The sequence below is a fragment of the Enterobacter sp. Y17 genome (genome assembly GCF_019730495.1).
Classification (GTDB): domain Bacteria; phylum Pseudomonadota; class Gammaproteobacteria; order Enterobacterales; family Enterobacteriaceae; genus Enterobacter; species Enterobacter asburiae_B.
The window spans coordinates 464,012-480,176 of sequence record NZ_JAASKP010000001.1 but is presented as its reverse complement, the minus strand read 5'-3'; the positions used below and the strand labels follow the sequence as shown (position 1 = coordinate 480,176).

At 54.2% G+C, this 16,165-nt stretch carries 14 protein-coding genes; 1 reads left to right on the top strand and 13 read right to left on the bottom strand.

The features are described from left to right. The 10 genes from gmd to HCH49_RS02075 all read right to left on the bottom strand — a co-directional run bounded on the left by gmd (nt 1) and on the right by HCH49_RS02075 (nt 10,265). On the bottom strand, nt 1–1,122 hold the full coding sequence (gene gmd, locus HCH49_RS02120; RefSeq protein WP_014884502.1) for a GDP-mannose 4,6-dehydratase: 1,122 nt from the start codon (nt 1,120–1,122) through the stop codon (nt 1–3). A 155-nt stretch (nt 1,123–1,277) separates the two neighbouring features. Then, nucleotides 1,278–1,838 (bottom strand): colanic acid biosynthesis acetyltransferase WcaF, encoded by a 561-nt coding sequence (wcaF, locus tag HCH49_RS02115; RefSeq protein WP_033145979.1) that lies wholly within the window; start codon nt 1,836–1,838, stop codon nt 1,278–1,280. Nucleotides 1,839–1,853: 15 nt separating this feature from the next. Continuing rightward, entirely contained in the window at nt 1,854–2,600 is a 747-nt protein-coding gene (gene wcaE, locus HCH49_RS02110) for a colanic acid biosynthesis glycosyltransferase WcaE (protein WP_023312400.1), read from the bottom strand. A gap of 16 nt (nt 2,601–2,616) precedes the next feature. Continuing rightward, nucleotides 2,617–3,837 (bottom strand): colanic acid polymerase WcaD, encoded by a 1,221-nt coding sequence (wcaD, locus tag HCH49_RS02105; RefSeq protein ID WP_029742034.1) that lies wholly within the window; start codon nt 3,835–3,837, stop codon nt 2,617–2,619. Next, nucleotides 3,812–5,029, bottom strand: coding sequence for a colanic acid biosynthesis glycosyltransferase WcaC (gene wcaC, locus HCH49_RS02100; RefSeq protein ID WP_221702100.1), 1,218 nt, complete (start codon nt 5,027–5,029; stop codon nt 3,812–3,814). The genes wcaD and wcaC overlap by 26 nt, the downstream gene beginning before the upstream one ends. Further along, nucleotides 5,026–5,517, bottom strand: coding sequence for a colanic acid biosynthesis acetyltransferase WcaB (gene wcaB / locus HCH49_RS02095; protein ID WP_032642828.1), 492 nt, complete (start codon nt 5,515–5,517; stop codon nt 5,026–5,028). Before wcaB ends, wcaC begins: the two co-directional genes overlap by 4 nt. Then, nucleotides 5,517–6,359, bottom strand: a complete 843-nt coding sequence (gene wcaA, locus HCH49_RS02090) for a colanic acid biosynthesis glycosyltransferase WcaA (protein WP_023312403.1) — start codon at nt 6,357–6,359, stop codon at nt 5,517–5,519. Before wcaA ends, wcaB begins: the two co-directional genes overlap by 1 nt. A 151-nt stretch (nt 6,360–6,510) precedes the next feature. Then, nucleotides 6,511–8,673: a tyrosine-protein kinase Wzc gene (wzc, locus tag HCH49_RS02085; protein WP_048980161.1), complete on the bottom strand. Its 2,163-nt coding sequence runs from the start codon at nt 8,671–8,673 to the stop codon at nt 6,511–6,513. A 2-nt stretch (nt 8,674–8,675) separates the two neighbouring features. Next, complete coding sequence (gene wzb, locus HCH49_RS02080) at nt 8,676–9,119, bottom strand: low molecular weight protein-tyrosine-phosphatase Wzb (RefSeq protein ID WP_023312405.1); 444 nt, start codon at nt 9,117–9,119, stop codon at nt 8,676–8,678. 6 nt (nt 9,120–9,125) lie between these two features. Continuing rightward, on the bottom strand, nt 9,126–10,265 hold the full coding sequence (locus tag HCH49_RS02075; protein ID WP_221702098.1) for a polysaccharide export protein: 1,140 nt from the start codon (nt 10,263–10,265) through the stop codon (nt 9,126–9,128). A gap of 692 nt (nt 10,266–10,957) precedes the next feature. Between HCH49_RS02075 and HCH49_RS02070 the strand changes: the two genes are divergently transcribed. Next, a complete protein-coding gene (locus HCH49_RS02070) occupies nt 10,958–12,541 on the top strand; it encodes a TerC family protein (protein WP_213787863.1) in 1,584 nt (527 codons plus the stop codon). Between the two features lie 109 nt (nt 12,542–12,650). Here the strand turns inward: HCH49_RS02070 and asmA are convergent, their stop codons facing one another. From asmA to udk, 3 genes are all read right to left on the bottom strand, one after another. After that, nucleotides 12,651–14,501 carry an outer membrane assembly protein AsmA gene (asmA, locus tag HCH49_RS02065; RefSeq protein ID WP_048980158.1) on the bottom strand — a complete coding sequence of 617 codons (1,851 nt, stop codon included), beginning with the start codon at nt 14,499–14,501 and terminating at the stop codon, nt 12,651–12,653. 22 nt (nt 14,502–14,523) lie between these two features. Further along, complete coding sequence (gene dcd, locus HCH49_RS02060) at nt 14,524–15,105, bottom strand: dCTP deaminase (protein WP_023312408.1); 582 nt, start codon at nt 15,103–15,105, stop codon at nt 14,524–14,526. A 91-nt stretch (nt 15,106–15,196) separates the two neighbouring features. Continuing rightward, nucleotides 15,197–15,838 carry a uridine kinase gene (gene udk, locus HCH49_RS02055; RefSeq protein ID WP_033145985.1) on the bottom strand — a complete coding sequence of 214 codons (642 nt, stop codon included), beginning with the start codon at nt 15,836–15,838 and terminating at the stop codon, nt 15,197–15,199. Between the last annotated feature and the right edge of the window lie 327 nt (nt 15,839–16,165).

Below are 16,165 nucleotides of genomic sequence, written 5' to 3'. Positions count from 1 at the left end.
TCAGGACTCCAGCGCGATGGCAACCTCGTAGCCATGAGACTTGAGCAGGGAGTGTTTTTTCGCTGCTTCAAGATCTTTGGCTACCATCTCGGAAACCATTTCCTGCAGAGTGATTTCTGGTTTCCAGCCCAGCTTCTCGTGCGCTTTGGTTGGGTCGCCCAGCAGGGTTTCCACTTCAGCAGGACGGAAGTAGCGCGGGTCAACCTGGACAATCACGTCGCCTGGCTTCACGCCCGGTGCGTCGTGGCCGGTCACGGAAACCACGATACCCTTCTCTTCCACGCCGGTACCTTCGAAGCGCAGCTTGATGCCCAGCTGTGCCGCGGCCATTTCAACGAACTGACGTACGGAGTACTGCACGCCGGTTGCAATCACGAAGTCTTCTGGCTGTTCCTGCTGCAGCATCATCCACTGCATTTTCACGTAGTCTTTGGCATGGCCCCAGTCACGCAGGGAATCCATGTTGCCGAGGTGCAGGCAAGACTCCAGACCCTGCGCGATGTTGGCGATAGCGCGGGTGATTTTGCGGGTCACGAAGGTTTCGCCGCGACGCGGAGATTCGTGGTTGAACAGGATGCCGTTACAGGCGTACATGCCGTAGGATTCACGGTAGTTCACGGTGATCCAGTAGGCGTACAGTTTTGCTACCGCATACGGAGAGCGCGGGTAGAACGGCGTGGTCTCTTTCTGTGGGATTTCCTGCACCAGGCCGTACAGCTCGGAGGTGGACGCCTGGTAGAAGCGAGTTTTCTTCTCAAGGCCGAGGAAGCGGATCGCTTCCAGCAGACGCAGCGTACCCATGGCATCAACGTCGGCGGTGTATTCCGGGGATTCGAAGGAGACCGCTACGTGGCTCATCGCGCCCAGGTTGTAGACTTCATCCGGCTGAACTTCCTGCAGGATACGGGTCAGGTTGGAGGTATCGGTCAGGTCGCCGTAGTGCAGGTGGAATTTCGGGTTCGCCGCGTGAGGATCCTGATAAATATGATCCACACGTTCGGTATTGAAAGAAGATGCACGACGTTTAATACCGTGTACTTCATACCCTTTTTCCAGCAGGAACTCTGCCAGGTAAGAACCATCCTGCCCGGTAACGCCGGTGATGAGAGCGACTTTAGACATGTTTTATTCCTCTACTTATGAATTTAATCAGAGCCGTTAAGTAGGCTATCTTTTTTGTCATTTTGAACGTGGGCTGTGCTCGAAATCCTCACGTACCTAAGTACGTTCCGGTTTCTCCGCGCAGTCCGCGTTCAAACTGCCTGCAACGATTACGCCTACTTAACAAGGCTCTTCGTTTCAACGCGTTCGCGTATCACCACTGCGGGGTTGCCACGGCAAATTTTATTTGCCGGTAGCGATTTAAAAACGCTGCTGCGGGCACCGACTACCGTGCCATCGCCAACAGAAACACCCGGTGCAACAAAAACATCCGTTGCCAGCCAGCATTTTTCGCCAATCACAACAGGCGAAGCGGTAATATCAAAATGCTGACTCATAAAATCGTGGCTGCCGGTGCACAAATAACATTTCTGTGAAACCACCGAATTTGCGCCAATCGTAATTTCGCCCAGGGTATATAACACCGCGTCATCCCCAACCCATGCGTAATCCCCAAGCGTTAATTTCCACGGATAGGTAATTTTTACAGAAGGTCGGATGACTACGTTTTTTCCGATTTTTGCGCCAAACAGGCGCAATAAAAAAGCTCGCCAGCGGTACATTATTTGCGGCGACCAGGCAAATAACGTTGCCTGAACGGCCCACCACAGCTGTACCTTAATACCGTTCCCGCCCCGAAAACCTTTCGGCACGGAGAAACCTTTTAAATCCTGCATTGCGTTTCCTTATATTCAGGCTTTGTTATATAAGGTTTTCGTTTTGCCTGTGGTACGCAGGCGTAATAAATAGGACAATTCCGCCCAGAACCCCGGCACGCGTAATATTTTACGCTGCACGTTTTTGGCATCCTGGCACAATTCCAGATTATTAGACGTTGACACGCCGCCCATTGAGAATTCAGACACCAGCCCTTTAATTCGACGGAACGGGTAACCTGATTTATACAGGCTGGCTGCCAGCGCATAATCGGAAGACACTTTATACTGCAAATCGTAAGGCTGTTTTTTCAGACCTTTTACCGGGAAGAAAATGGCCTGATGGCTGGCCGGCAGGCTGTGATAGATATACCAGCCTGGCTTCGCGCTGCGGCACACTTTATGCCCGTCGCCAAAATCGAGCAGCGCGTCGCCAATATACATGGCGTCCTCTTTCTGGCGAGCCAGCTGACGGGCAAACAGCGCCACGTCTTCATGGAAAATATCGCCCGAGTTCAGGAAGATGGCATAACGGCCTTGCGCCATGCTGATGCCTTTATTCATCGCATCGTAGATGCCTTTATCTTTCTCGCTGATGTAGCGTAAGTTGAACTCACCGTTGAGTTTTTCCAGAAACTCCGCCGTGCCATCGTTCGAGCCGCCGTCGACCACAATCCACTCAAAGGTGAGGCTTGGATCGCGCGCCAGGTTGCGCAGCGAGCGCCAGGTTTTTACCACCCCTTCGTAATTACGAAAAGCGACAGTAATGACGCTAAGAAACATAAATCACCTCATTTCGTCATACGTTCGTAATATTAAGCGCCTTGCGCAGAATAAACGGACAGACAATCAAGAAAGCATATTCCGGGCTAAATATTGACCCGGTAAAAAACAGCGACACCGGAGTAAACAGATAAAGCTGAACGCGAAAGTTCTGGTTATCACCAAACGCGTTAATCATCATTTTGAAAACTTTAAACAGATACCACAGGGTCAACAGTACGGCAAACCACGAAAAATAAATAATTAACAGATACAGACCATTGTCTATGGTTTTACCGACATCCGCACCGTTAAAGATTCCGAATGATGCAACATATTCGTAAAGTGAGCCGAATCTTACTACCCCATCAATATGGGTTAAGGAATAACCCACCATCACCAGTGGCCCAATGATGCGATAATAGGATGAAGACCCTTCCGTTCCCAAATCTCCCAGACGTTCTGAGATGTACGGGAAGGCAAATATCACGCCTACCATAAATACCGTCAGGGAGATAATCGCCAGCGGCAGTTTTTTCTTAATCGCATCTTTGTTCAGGTACTGGAACGCCCACTCCAGCAGGTAAAACAGGATAAATGTCATTACCCCTGAGAACGATCCAGACAGAACAATTCCTGCAAGAATCATAGCATCGGTCTTAGGCGTTTTGATACCAAACTGTTTGATGCTGAGCCAAATTGAGATTAACGCCAGAGCGAAAAACGCCGGTTCAAAATAGAGGGCTGTAGTACGCTTCCCGCCAAACTTGATGAAGTTCAATACATAGCTGTTACTGTAAATGAGATATTTCGAAATTATCTCCATCAGGCTGCTGCCGCCGGTGAGAATAATTTGCGCCATCTCCAGTGCGGCAAGCATAACAATTAACGCAACGGCAATATAAAAGAACCTAAGGATTTTCCGATAATTGTGCGGAGAAATAGTTTTAAACCGAATACTCCAGACCATACCGATAATAATGACAATATAAACAAACAGCATGGTCGACGTGACGTATTTACTCGCATCCAGCGACTGGCCAAAGATGTAGTTAAACAGCGTCAGGCCCGTGCCCAGCCCTAAGGCAATCATCAGCTTCTTGAGGTTGATTTTATCGACATACAGCAGAAGCAGAACGGGCAGGAAGGTCACGATGGTTATCGGGAAGCTTTCGCCGAGCTGGGCAATTTTGACGTTGACCAGCAGGTAGATCAGCGGCAGCAGCAGATAACTACAGATTCTGATAGAACGAGACATATTCCTCCAGCATCTGTTGTCCACTGTAGGCCTTGCGGCTGCGGTTGCGGAACGATTCCAGGTCAGTGCCAAAAACGATCTCAGCAATCTGCGCCTTCGGCAGCTGTACCAGCGGCAGGACCTCCTGCTCCGTGAAGGTTTTCCCGCCGGACTTTTCCAGCACTTCGCGCGCCGCATCGCTGTGGGTGGCGATCACCGGCACGCCGATTGAGAGCGCTTCGCAGAGGATCAGCGGGTAGTTATCCACGCGGGAGCTGAACACCAGCGCGTCCATTTCATTCAGCGCGCTCATCAGCTTGCGCTTGTCGGTTTCAAACCCGTGGTTCACCACGTTGGTCCCTTCGAACGGCGAAAACTTGCCGAAGGTGTGAAGCTCTATCTTGTCACCCAGCGCCATCATGTCGCGCACCAGCTGCTGGTTGGTTTTACCGTCGTAACGCAGGTCATGCGCAACGATAGCGATTTTCGGTTTGCCCGCAGTTTCGGCCACCGGGGTTAGCTCGGCAAGAATGGCTTCCGTCGCCACGTCGATGCCGTTGTTGATAATCTGACAGCGCCCTGTCCCGTACAGGCTGTTGAAGGCATCGGCCACGTGCTTGCTCGGGGAGATAAACGTACAGCCGAGCGAGAGCATGTCGCGGAACAGCTGACGCTTTCCGGCCACCAGCTGATGCGCGCGATCCACCTTCACCGGCGGGTAGTTGCTTAACGTCGGGCACTTCTGGCAGTTATCTTTCCAGCCTTCACAGCCGTCGGTAAACGCGCAGCGTCCGGTCACGCTCCAGTGATCGTGCAGCGTCCAGACAAAGCGGGTATCGGGCTTGTGGGCCTGCACCTTCTGACAAAACGCCACCACCTCTTCCAGATTCAGCCAGTAGCTGTGCAGCACGTGAAAATGCAGCACAACCGGGCCCGTGGTGCGGGTAACCGTGCGATACAGCGTGTTCAGGTTGCCAAACAGGTCGCGGTTAAACAGACGGAACAGCGCAATGTTGGCCATCGAGGTCAGACGCGGCGTGTGCTTGTGCACCTGAGGGAAGTTATCGTGGCTGACGCTTTTCTTGCCGCCTTTGCCGTAGCCGTAAATAAACCGAGACTGAAGTCCTTTTTGCAGCGCGCGCTGGTGCAGATCCAGGGCCACGCCTGCCGCTCCGCCTTCTGCGAGGCGTACGTTAAATTGCAGAATGTTCATTTAATCACCTTCACGCGGGCTTTTTCTCCCACCACCAGCGCGTTATCCGGAATGCTGTCCAGCACCACGCTGCCAGCACCAATCGTGACGTTATTACCAATCGTAATGTCACCGACGATCACCACGTTCGCGCCCAGCTCGACGTTATTGCCGATGACCGGGCAGGCAAGGCTGTCAGGCCCGCGGTTGCCAATGGTGACCGCATGACGAATGGTGAAATCATCCCCGGCGACCACAAACTTGTTGATCACCACCGCATAGCCGTGATGGATGGTAAAGCGGCGGCCAATGGTGGCAGCGGCCTGAATTTCATAGCCAAAAAAGCATTCGGTGATGATGCGGTACAGCACCAGCACGGGCGCCGCCCAGATATTGTTCAGCACGTTTTTCTTACGCCACACCGAGCAAAAATGCGCGATGCGGTACGCCAGAACCATGCAGCACGGACGCAGGCTCCAGCTGTTAGCGCGGCAATCTTCCAGAAACATTATTTCCCCCGAAGTCCATCAGCCAGGCGCTTGCCGTTACGCACGGAAAGCAGCGTCAGCAGCGTGCGCCAGTTCATGCGCTTATTGCGGATCTGATAGAGGGTAAAGAGCTGATATTTACGGCTGGCACGGTCAAACTTGTCCTTGTGCTTGCGGTAAAAATGGAAGTAGCCGGAGAACTTCTTCGGCGAGGAGGTGATTTGCATCTCCCCGTGGTTGATGTGCAGGATCTGGGTGGCCTCTTCCACTTTCCACGGCTCGCCGTATTCCACCACCATGCGCAGGAAGATGTCGTAATCCTGCGCGGCCTTGAGTTCGGTATCGAACAGGCACTCTTTGAAGCGCCACGCCCAGGTGAAGACCTGGTTACCAATAATGTTGCGCTTGTAGAACAGGCGGCGAGAGTACGGCGATTTCGGGTACAGCGGCAGACTCGCGGGCTGCGAGTAAACCTCGCCCTGGCAAACATAGTCGTTGGCATACAGGAAAGCGTGCGTGACCAGCTGTTCTTTATGCGACAGGAAGATAGACAGGCGGTTCGGCGTCCATTCGTCATCGTCGTCGATCCCGGTCAGATACTGCCCTTTGGCCTGCATAATCGCCTGATTACGCACCGCGCACGCGCCGGAGTTAATGGCGTTATGCGTATAGACCACCCGCGGGTCGTTGAGGTCAGTCACAAACTTTTGCAGCTGTTCATACGAGGAAGAGCAGTCATCAACGATGATAAGCTCCCAGTTATCGTAATCCTGTCGCAGGACGGATTTGATTGCGCGGATCGCCAGCTGCTGACGATTCCATGTCGGCATATAGATTGAAACTAAAGGGCGTTGTGTGGTCATCTTTTCCCCTCACCCCGGCCCTCTCCCCAAAGGGGAGAGGGTGAAAGGCAGCCAGTGGTTATCATTACGTTCGTCCCCCACATCCAGCACCGAACAGTCCCCTCTCCCCTTTGGGGAGAGGGTTAGGGTGAGGGGTGTGGGGTATGTTTTGTTATTTACTGTCAGACTTATATTCGTACTCGTAATAGCCGTAATCCTGGTACCCGGTCGCGCGGCGGAAGATGGAGTTCAGGATCACCCCTTTCACCTCAATCCCGTTCTGCTCGAAGCGGCTCAGGCTGGTTTCCACCTCTTTCAGGGTGTTGACCGCGTAACGCGCCACCATCAGCGTGGTGCCAGCGTGGCGGCCAACAACCGCTGCGTCGGTCACGGCCAGAATTGGCGGCGTATCGATCAGCACCAGGTCGTAATTTTTGCTCGCCCACTCCACCAGCTCGGTAAAGCGCTCGCTCATCAGCAGCTCGGACGGGTTAGGCGGCACCTGACCGCGTGGGATCAGGTCAAATTTCGGCACCGTTGTAGGTTTCGCGCTCTGGCTGATTTCACCTTTGCCGAGCAGGATTTCCGACAGGCCGTTCACGTTGTTGGTGCCCAGCAGCTCGTGGGTGTAGCCCTTACGCATATCGCAGTCGATCAGCAGCACGCGCTTGTTGGTCTGGCTGACCACCGCCGCCAGGTTGGCGCAGACGAAGGTTTTACCGATTGACGGGCTTACGCCGGTTAACATCAGGACGTTGTTTTTGGCCTGCATCATGGCGAAGTGCAGACTGGTACGCAGGCTACGGATCGCTTCGATGGCGAGGTCGGTCGGGTTACCCACCGCCAGAAGCTGGCTCTGTTTGTAACGCTTGACGCCCTTGATGGTTTTGACGCTGTCGCGGGATTTTTGCCACTCGGACAGCGGAATGCTGGCATAGACGTTGATACCGCTCTCTTCCAGCACCTGCGGGCTTTCGATACCGCGGTTGAACAGGGAACGCAGCAGCACGCCGACGATGGAGAGCATCAGGCCGAGAATAATGCTGCCGAGAATAATCAGCGCTTTCTTCGGCTTCAGCACGCCAGGCTGGGTAATGGCCGGGTCGACGATGCGCACGTCACCGACGGTACTGGCTTCGGTGATTTTCAGCTCCTGCTGCTTGTTCAGCAGCTGCATGTAAACCTGCTGTCCTGACTCCACGTCGCGGGTCAGACGCACGATCTCCTGCTGCGTTTTCGGCATCGCGGTCACGCGGTCATTGAGCTTCGCCTTCTCTTCTTCCAGGGTACGGCGTTTCTCCAGCAGCGTGCGGTAGGCCGGGTGACGTTTGGTATAAAGCTTGGAAATCTCCGCCTCTTTGAAGGTCAGCTCGTTGAGCTGCGCATCAATGTTGACCATCGAATCGAGGACCGATTTCGCCTCCAGCGGCAGGTCAACGGAGTCTTTATCCTGACGATAGGCGTTCAGCTTGTTCTCGGCATCATCCAGATGGGCGCGCACTTCCGGGAGCTGTTTGGCGAGGAAGGCCAGGCTTTTCGCCGCTTCCGCCGACTTACGCTCAACGTTCTGCTCAAGATAGTTGCGGGTAATGCTGTTCAGGATGTCGCGGATTTGATCCTTATCTTCACCGGTAAAGGTCATGCTCAGCACGCCGGTGTCCTTACCGTTTTCGGTGACGGTCAGGTTGTTTTGCAGATTGTTGATCATCCCCAGGGTGGAGAATTTGGTGACGGTGAATTCGCCGCCCTCCTGGGCGTTAATCGCGCTGACCATCATGCTGACGCCGTCTTTGGTCAGCATCTGCCCCACTTCACCGCGGGCGCTAAAGCCTGCGTCGCTGGTTAGCTGGTACTGTTTCGGGCCTAGCACCGTCAGGGTAAACGTCTGATCGGCCGCCCCTTTCGGCAGCACGAAGTCAGTGACTTTCACCGTGTCGTTGTTGCGCCCCATCAGCCGATCCCAGCCGGCACCAAAGACTGGGAAGGTATTTTTGGTGACGGAGATATCGAGCCCGAGGTCGTGAACCGTTTTACCCAGCACCAGGCGTGACTGGATGAGCTGAATTTCGGCGTCGGATGCCGGCGGCTTGTTCGCCAGCGCGGAACCAATGTCCTGCACCAGCGAGTTGCCGGTATTCTGCTCGATCTGCACCAGCGCATCGGCGCTGTAGATAGGGGTGGCGAACAGCGTATAGACGACGGCCGCCGCGGCGAACACGGCGGTAATGCCCAGCACCCACCACTTTGCCTCTACAACAGTGCCGACCAGGCGCCCAATATCAATTTCATCACTGCCCGAAGTCGGGGCGGCAGAAGGTCTTGTTTTTTCTGTCATTGTTATCCCTGCTGAACTTTCAGTGCCTGCGCCCACTGTTGGGCAGACTGGTCAAGTAAGGTGTAAACCGCCTCAAAGGCCTCATGGCTTTTGCGATACGGATCGGGGATTTCACGTTCATTGTCCCAGTGACCAAACAGCATCACCTTGCCGCGCATCTCCGGAGCGATATCGCACAGCGCATGAATATGGCGTTTTTCCATCGTCAGGATCAGGTCATACTCCCGGCACATGCGGCCAGTGACCTGGCGGGCCACGTGGCCGTCGAGAGAGAGGTGATGATCCCGCGCCACGCTCGTTGCGCGCTCATCGGCACCCTTACCGACCAGTGCACCCAGCCCTGCCGAATCAACGGTCAGTTCGGGCTGGTAGTGTTTCAACAACCGTTCAGCCGTAGGGGAACGGCAAATGTTCCCCACGCATACCACCAGAATTTTGTTAAACATCGCGGATTACCAGGTATGAATGTCGCGCGCCGTATCCGTCATGTAGCGAACGCCACTGATGGTTGGCAGCAACTGGTTGATCAGACGGTTCCAGCGGGCAACCGGCGCGGTGGTGACATACACCACATCGTATGGCTGGAGACGGAACTCCGTTGCCATCACCAGAGAGGTCGCATCGGACATATCCAGCTGGTAGATGTTGGCAATCTTGCCTTTCGAACTGCCCTCACCTTTCAGCGGACGGATAACGAAGATACCGGTCGCGTTAGAGGTCGTCAGATCGATACCCTCAGCATTGCCCAGCGCTTCGGTCAGCGTCATACCGCTGAAGTCCATTTTGAGGGTGCTCTGTTTCTTCACTTCACCCATCACGAAGACTTTCAGATCGTCATTGCGCGGCACGTAGAGAATGTCGCCAGGATAGAGCAGGCGGTTCTGGGTCAGATCGCCGTTTTGCATCAGCGCCTGCAGCGAAATACGCTGCTCCTTCCCGTTGTGGGTGAGCACCACGTTGCGCCAGTCGGCACCGTCGGTTAACCCGCCCGCGGCGTTGATGGCATCCAGTACGGTCAGAGGAACGTTGGTGATGGCCTGCTGGCCGGATTTGTTCACCTGGCCGGAGATATAGGCTTTTTGCGAGCGGAATGCGGCGATATTAACGTCCACCTGCGGATCGGCGATGTACTGCGCTAAGCGGCCGGTAATATCACTACGGATCTCGGCAAGCGTTTTGCCTGCAACATGGACTTTACCAATGTAGGGATAGAACATAGTGCCATCTGACTGCACCCAGTTACCGGTATCGCTTGAGCTACGGTACTGGCCCGCTGGCGTGGTCAGTTCAGGGTGGTCCCAGACGGTCACGTTGATCACGTCACCCGGCCCCACGCGATACTGGTAGGACGCAATTTCCTGGTCCAGCGACATATTCGGCTGGGCAACATTCGGACGTGGACGTAATTGTTCGACCAGACGAGGCGTAAGTGGATAAACATTCACCATTTTGTCGAGATCAAAATCGGCATCCTGTTGCTTGATCACATCCTTACCCATTGTTGACATATTGCTGCCGGGAAAGACCGTGCAACCACTCATCAAGGTCACAGACACCAATAATGGCATCAATTTCATTTTGGATTTCATCATTGATTATTTATCACTTTGGCAGAGTAATTATCCTGTGCAATTTAAATAAGCTCGAGTCGTATTGGGTTTCAGCATGCAGTTAATCAAATAGAAATATAACTGGCATCAGTCCTAAAAAAAGCTTATTCATCCATTGGCTATTGACAGAATAATCGAGGCTGATTCACACGCTTTCAGGCACGCTACCGCCCTTGGCTTTCAGTTACCAATCCACTGACTAAACAATGTGTTATGGATAGACACCCTCTTGAGCAAGGTCTTCTGGAAATATATCAGTCGCTTGAGAAACCCGACGGATAATGAATAACCTTCCCTGAAGACCGAACATTAATAGCAACACCGAGATTTAACATTTGATGCTGGGAGAATTGTTGCAGCTAACCTAATAGCAGGCAAGGAGACAACCGTCCTAATATCGGTTTTTAAGATTAATATTAAGAGCAAATTTTTGACCTTTTAGGAATTTCTTTATATTGACAAAATGAGAGTAAAAATCATCACCTGCGATATATCCTAAAATGCATTCCTTGTAATTAAATATACGTATTTCGCTTATTTACACCCTATTGAGAATGCTCTCTTTTTTACCCGTCGTATTAAGAGAAATCTCAGCCCGGCATTGCAATTTCCCCCAGCTTTATCCATGATCGAAGTGTGACATTCGTCATATAACAGAAGGTATTGCTATTACTATGGAATGGATTGCCGATCCCTCAATCTGGGCCGGGCTGGTTACGCTGGTCGTCATCGAGCTGGTGCTCGGGATTGATAATCTGGTCTTTATCGCCATCCTCGCTGAAAAACTGCCCCCTTCCCAGCGCGACCGCGCGCGCGTGACGGGTCTGCTGCTGGCGATGGTGATGCGTTTACTGCTGCTGGCCTCTATCTCCTGGCTGGTGACGCTCACTCAGCCTCTGTTCTCCATTCACGGGCTAAGCTTTAGCGCCCGCGATCTGATCATGCTCTTCGGCGGGTTGTTCCTGCTGTTCAAAGCCACGGTGGAGCTCAACGAGCGGCTGGAGGGCAAAGACAGCGAGAACCCAACCCAGCGCCGCGGGGCGAAATTCTGGCCGGTGGTGGCGCAAATCGTGGTGCTGGATGCGGTCTTCTCCCTCGACTCGGTGATCACCGCCGTCGGGATGGTCGACCACCTTGCGGTGATGATGGCCGCGGTGATCATTGCCATCACGCTGATGGTGATGGCCAGCAAGGCGCTGACCCGCTTTGTGAACAGTCACCCGACTATCGTGATCCTCTGCCTGAGCTTCCTGCTGATGATTGGCTTTAGCCTGGTGGCCGACGGTTTTGGCTTCCATATTCCGAAAGGCTACCTGTACGCCGCCATCGGCTTCTCCGTCATGATTGAAGCGCTCAACCAGCTGGCGATATTTAACCGCCGCCGCTTCCTGTCCGCGAATCAGACCCTGCGTCAGCGCACGGCCGACACGGTTATGCGCCTGCTAAGCGGTAAGAAAGAGGATGCGGAGCTGGATGCCGAATCCTCCGCCATGCTGGCCGATCGCAGCGACGGGCTGATCTTCGACCCGCAGGAACGACGGATGATCGAGCGGGTGCTTAATCTGAATCAGCGGACGGTCAGCAGCATCATGACCTCGCGGCACGACATTGAGCATATCGACCTGACGGCACCGGAAGAGCACATTCGCGCCCTGCTGGATAAAAACCAGCACACCCGCGTGGTGGTGACCGGCGGTGAAGAGGAAGAGGAGCTGCTGGGCGTGGTGCACGTTATTGACCTGCTCCAGCAGCAGCTTCACGGCGAGGCGCTCAACCTGCGCGTTCTGGTGCGCCAGCCGCTGGTCTTCCCTGAGGGGCTACCGCTGCTTTCCGCCCTTGAGCAATTCCGTAACGCGCGCACGCACTTTGCCTTTGTGGTGGATGAGTTTGGTTCGGTGGAAGGGCTGGTCACGCTCAGCGACGTCATGGAAACCATTGCCGGTAATCTGCCTAACGAGGTGGATGAGATTGACGCCCGCCATGACATTCAGAAAAACGCAGACGGGTCGTGGACGGCTAACGGCCACATGCCGCTGGAAGACCTGGTGCAATACGTGCCGCTGCCGCTGGATGAAAAACGGGAATATCACACGATTGCCGGCCTGCTGATGGAGTATTTGCAGCGTATCCCGCAGCCGGGAGAAGAGGTTCAGGTGGGCGACTATCTGCTCAAAACGTTGCAGATTGAAAACCATCGCGTGCAGAAGGTTCAGCTCATTCCGCTGCGGGATGAGGAAGAGCTGGATTTTGAGGTTTAGGTAAAACAAAACGGCAACCCGGTTGCCGTTTTTAGTGTTTGCGCCCTCTCCCGTGGGAGAGGGCCGGGGTGAGGGCATCAGGCCGCAACGCCACCCGGCGCAACGGACATCAAAGCTTATCCAGCAGCTTCTTCACATCCTTACCGTCCTGTGAATCTTTATTACGATCCGCCCAGCCGCTAAGCCGACGTTTCGCTTCATCCTGCAGATGCTTGCGCAGGATCTGATCCACCTGCAGGCTGTAATTCAGGGCCTGCCATTTGCCGTATACGGTCAGCGGGACCGGCGTCTCTTTCAGGAAGTCGATGAGCTTGCTTTCACCCTGCCAGCCGGAAAGTACCCGCACGTTAAAGCGCGTATCCGCCGTCTCTTTCACCAGATCCAGCTTACCTTCACCGGTCATTGATAACAGTGAAGAGGCGCCCTGCATTCCGTCGAGAGTAAGTTGTCCGTTGTCCAGCGTCAGGTCCGTGGTGAAGCTGTCGAGGCGCGTGGCGCTGTCGTAGTTATCCTGGGCTTTTACATCGCTGCTGCGCTCAACCGCCTGCTGCACCAGCTGCTGGAAGTTAAGCCCTTCCATACGGGAATTCTTCAGATCAAGATGCGCCTGCCCCTGCCACTCGCGGCGGAAAGCATCGGCATCAATTTTCGTGCCTGAGAAGTCACCCGCGAGCGTCAACTGCCCCGTCAGGGATATCGGATAGTTAAACGCGTTCAGGATGGTGCCTATCTCAACGTTATCGAGACGCGGCTGGAATTCGGCGCTGGCAACGTCTTTACGGACGTCCAGCGTGCCGGGCAGCGAGAGGTTTCCTGCGCCCATCTTCCCGCTCAGTTCGGAGATCACCAGCAAACCGTTATGGTTAAACATCTGGCTGCTCACGTCGGTAAAATCAATGCCGCGCCAGCGCAGACTATTGGCTTTCAGCAGAATATCCGCCGTGAATCCGCGCAGCGCGTTATAGTCAGGCTGATCGAGATTAGACGAGATAACCGGACGTGATGCCGGTGCCTGGCTTTGCCCCGTCTGGGTAGCATCGTTGTCCGTGGCGCTGGCCGGCAGAGGCGGCAGCAGGTTTTCCAGATTGAGCTTGTCAAACTGCAGATTCAGCACCCACTTCGGTTTCTCTTCGAGCGTGACGCTCGCCTGCCCCTTCAGGCTACTGTCATTTGCCTGCAGGTTGAGATTATCCAGCTCGAGCTGCTTTTGCTCTTCGCGCCACACGGCCTGCAGCGTTCCCTGCCCGGTTATTCCCTGGGTGGGGAGATCGGCACCCGTCAGCTGCCAGTTCAGCTGCTGGATGTCGGCCGTGAGCTGATGCGGGTAGTCCGAGGCGTTCACATTAGCATTCAGCGACAGGGTCAAATCGCGCTGATCGCGGTTCACGCGCCCGCTAAATTCCAGCGACGCAAGATGGTGAGCATCCTGTTCCATCTGCAGGTTAATGTTGCGAATGGTCACCTGCTCCTGGTGCTCATGCTGGAAAACCAACACGCTGTCGGCAACTTTCAGCTTGCCGATATCAAAGGACCAGCCGGTATCGGACGGTTCATCGGGCAGAGTATTTTCGCGCGGCGCAACCGGCGCACTGGCATCACGCACGGCTTCGGTTTGCGGGGTGAGCTGAATCACCGCGCCTTTCAGCATCACCTGCTTAACCTGCAGCTGATGGGAAATGAGCGGGATCAGCGCCACATCGAGACGCATGTTGTCTGCGGACACCAGCGGCTGGGACGCCCCCGGTGCCGTGAGCGACATGCGGCCAGAGAGAATGCTGAGCTGCGGCCAGACGTGCCATCGCAGCGGCCCGTCAAGCTTCAGTTGATAACCACTGCGCGCCTCGACCTGCCGCACCATGTAAGCGCGGAAATCGTTGGGGTTAACCAGCAGAACCAACGCCGAAAGGCCAGCCACCAGCACCACCAGCAAAATCATCAGCGTCGTCAGAACTCTTCTCATGGCATCCTCAATGGACTAACGATCAGTCTTTATCAATACGGCTGGCAACCGCGCCCTGCTGGTCGCGATATTTTGCGTCCTGCCGACGGTTATAAGGACGATCTGCCGGGCCTGACAGCGGTTCAAAGCTTAACGCGCCGATCATCATGCCCGGACGCAGCGCCAGCGGCAATTTACCGGCATTGAAGAATTCCAGCACGATACGCCCCGACCAGCCTGGATCGATACGGTGCGCGGTCACGTGAACCATCAGCCCCAGTCGCGCCAGCGAAGAACGACCATCAAGCCAGCCGACCAGGTCCGGAGGCAGAGTGACGGATTCAAACGTCACCGCCAGGGCCAGTTCACCCGGATGCAGATAAAAAGCTTCGCCCTCGTCGATTACGATTTCGTCACTCATCACGCGATCGAGCGCGGCGCTGACTTCGTCCTTCGGCCCGCTGAGGTCAATGAACGGCGCAGTGTGGCCACTAAAGGTGCGGAATTTATTCCCCAGGCGGACATCAACGGTCACGCCATTGATACGCTCAACGGGTGGGCGCGGGGTAATAGACAAACGGCCTTCATCCAGCCAGGCTTCAATATCGCGATCGCAAAGACGCATGCCACTTTCTCCTTTCATGCATCGTACCCTGAGGCGGTAAGCGCTCAGGGTAAAACCAGGTTATCTCTGAACGGTACACAATTCACGCGGGTTATTCAAAAAACTGGCTGATTTTCGCTTTTAAGATATCAATAGCAATGCGGTTTTTACCCCCGCGCGGCACGATGATATCGGCGTATTGTTTGGATGGCTCAATAAACTGCAGGAACATCGGGCGGACCGTTTTCTGGTATTGAGCCATGACGGAGTCCATCGAACGGCCGCGTTCATTCACGTCACGCTTGATGCGGCGCATCAGGCAGATATCCAGCGGGGTATCGACGAAAATCGAGAAGTTCATGGATTCACGCAGGCGGGCGTCGGTCAGCAGCAGGATCCCTTCAAGGATAATGACCTTTTTCGGCTCGATGCGGATGGTTTCCCGGGTGCGGGTGTGTTCTACGTAACTGTAAACGGGCAGCTCAATCGCCTGGCCGCTCTTAAGCGCTTCTAAATGCTGGAACAGCAAGCTGTGATCCATTGCATTTGGGTGGTCATAGTTGGTTTTGACGCGCTCTTCCATCGACAGATGGGATTGATCTTTGTAATAGCTGTCTTCGGGAATGACGCCGATATGCTCATCACCTACTTGTTCACGCAGTTCGCGATAAAGCGTACTGGCAATTAGACTTTTACCTGAAGCCGATGCGCCGGCGATGCCTATAATGACGCATTGATGAGACTTATCAGTCATAAATTTAGCGACCTGATTAACCTGGATGTTAAGGAAGGACGACGCCGGAGCGTCAAACGCGGCAATTATAGGGATTTCGCGGGCGTGATACCAGTCGAAAGCACAGGTTCTGCGAGACTGGCCGAAAAGTGACGTCTTATTCCCTGAGTGAAATTTAAATGAACGTTTTTTCAGCGTTTAACCGTTTTTTTTCACGGAGCCTCTATTTAATAAGTCTGTCGTGTCAAATTCTGAGCGGTCACCATATGAATTGTAAATTGTTTGTACTAGCATAAACCAAATTATCAAATTCACGCGTTCGGACATCTTCCCTGACGGCATGGCGTC

Coding starts and splice junctions, on each gene's coding strand:
- wcaF (WP_033145979.1), bottom strand. CDS start 1,838: ATGCAGGATTTAAAAGGTTTCTCCGTGCCGAAAGGTTTTCGGGGCGGG.
- HCH49_RS02075 (WP_221702098.1), bottom strand. CDS start 10,265: ATGATGAAATCCAAAATGAAATTGATGCCATTATTGGTGTCTGTGACC.
- wcaB (WP_032642828.1), bottom strand. CDS start 5,517: ATGTTTCTGGAAGATTGCCGCGCTAACAGCTGGAGCCTGCGTCCGTGC.
- gmd (WP_014884502.1), bottom strand. CDS start 1,122: ATGTCTAAAGTCGCTCTCATCACCGGCGTTACCGGGCAGGATGGTTCT.
- dcd (WP_023312408.1), bottom strand. CDS start 15,105: ATGCGTCTTTGCGATCGCGATATTGAAGCCTGGCTGGATGAAGGCCGT.
- asmA (WP_048980158.1), bottom strand. CDS start 14,501: ATGAGAAGAGTTCTGACGACGCTGATGATTTTGCTGGTGGTGCTGGTG.
- wcaC (WP_221702100.1), bottom strand. CDS start 5,029: ATGAACATTCTGCAATTTAACGTACGCCTCGCAGAAGGCGGAGCGGCA.
- wcaE (WP_023312400.1), bottom strand. CDS start 2,600: ATGTTTCTTAGCGTCATTACTGTCGCTTTTCGTAATTACGAAGGGGTG.
- wzc (WP_048980161.1), bottom strand. CDS start 8,673: ATGACAGAAAAAACAAGACCTTCTGCCGCCCCGACTTCGGGCAGTGAT.
- udk (WP_033145985.1), bottom strand. CDS start 15,838: ATGACTGATAAGTCTCATCAATGCGTCATTATAGGCATCGCCGGCGCA.
- wcaA (WP_023312403.1), bottom strand. CDS start 6,359: ATGACCACACAACGCCCTTTAGTTTCAATCTATATGCCGACATGGAAT.
- wzb (WP_023312405.1), bottom strand. CDS start 9,119: ATGTTTAACAAAATTCTGGTGGTATGCGTGGGGAACATTTGCCGTTCC.
- HCH49_RS02070 (WP_213787863.1), top strand. CDS start 10,958: ATGGAATGGATTGCCGATCCCTCAATCTGGGCCGGGCTGGTTACGCTG.
- wcaD (WP_029742034.1), bottom strand. CDS start 3,837: ATGTCTCGTTCTATCAGAATCTGTAGTTATCTGCTGCTGCCGCTGATC.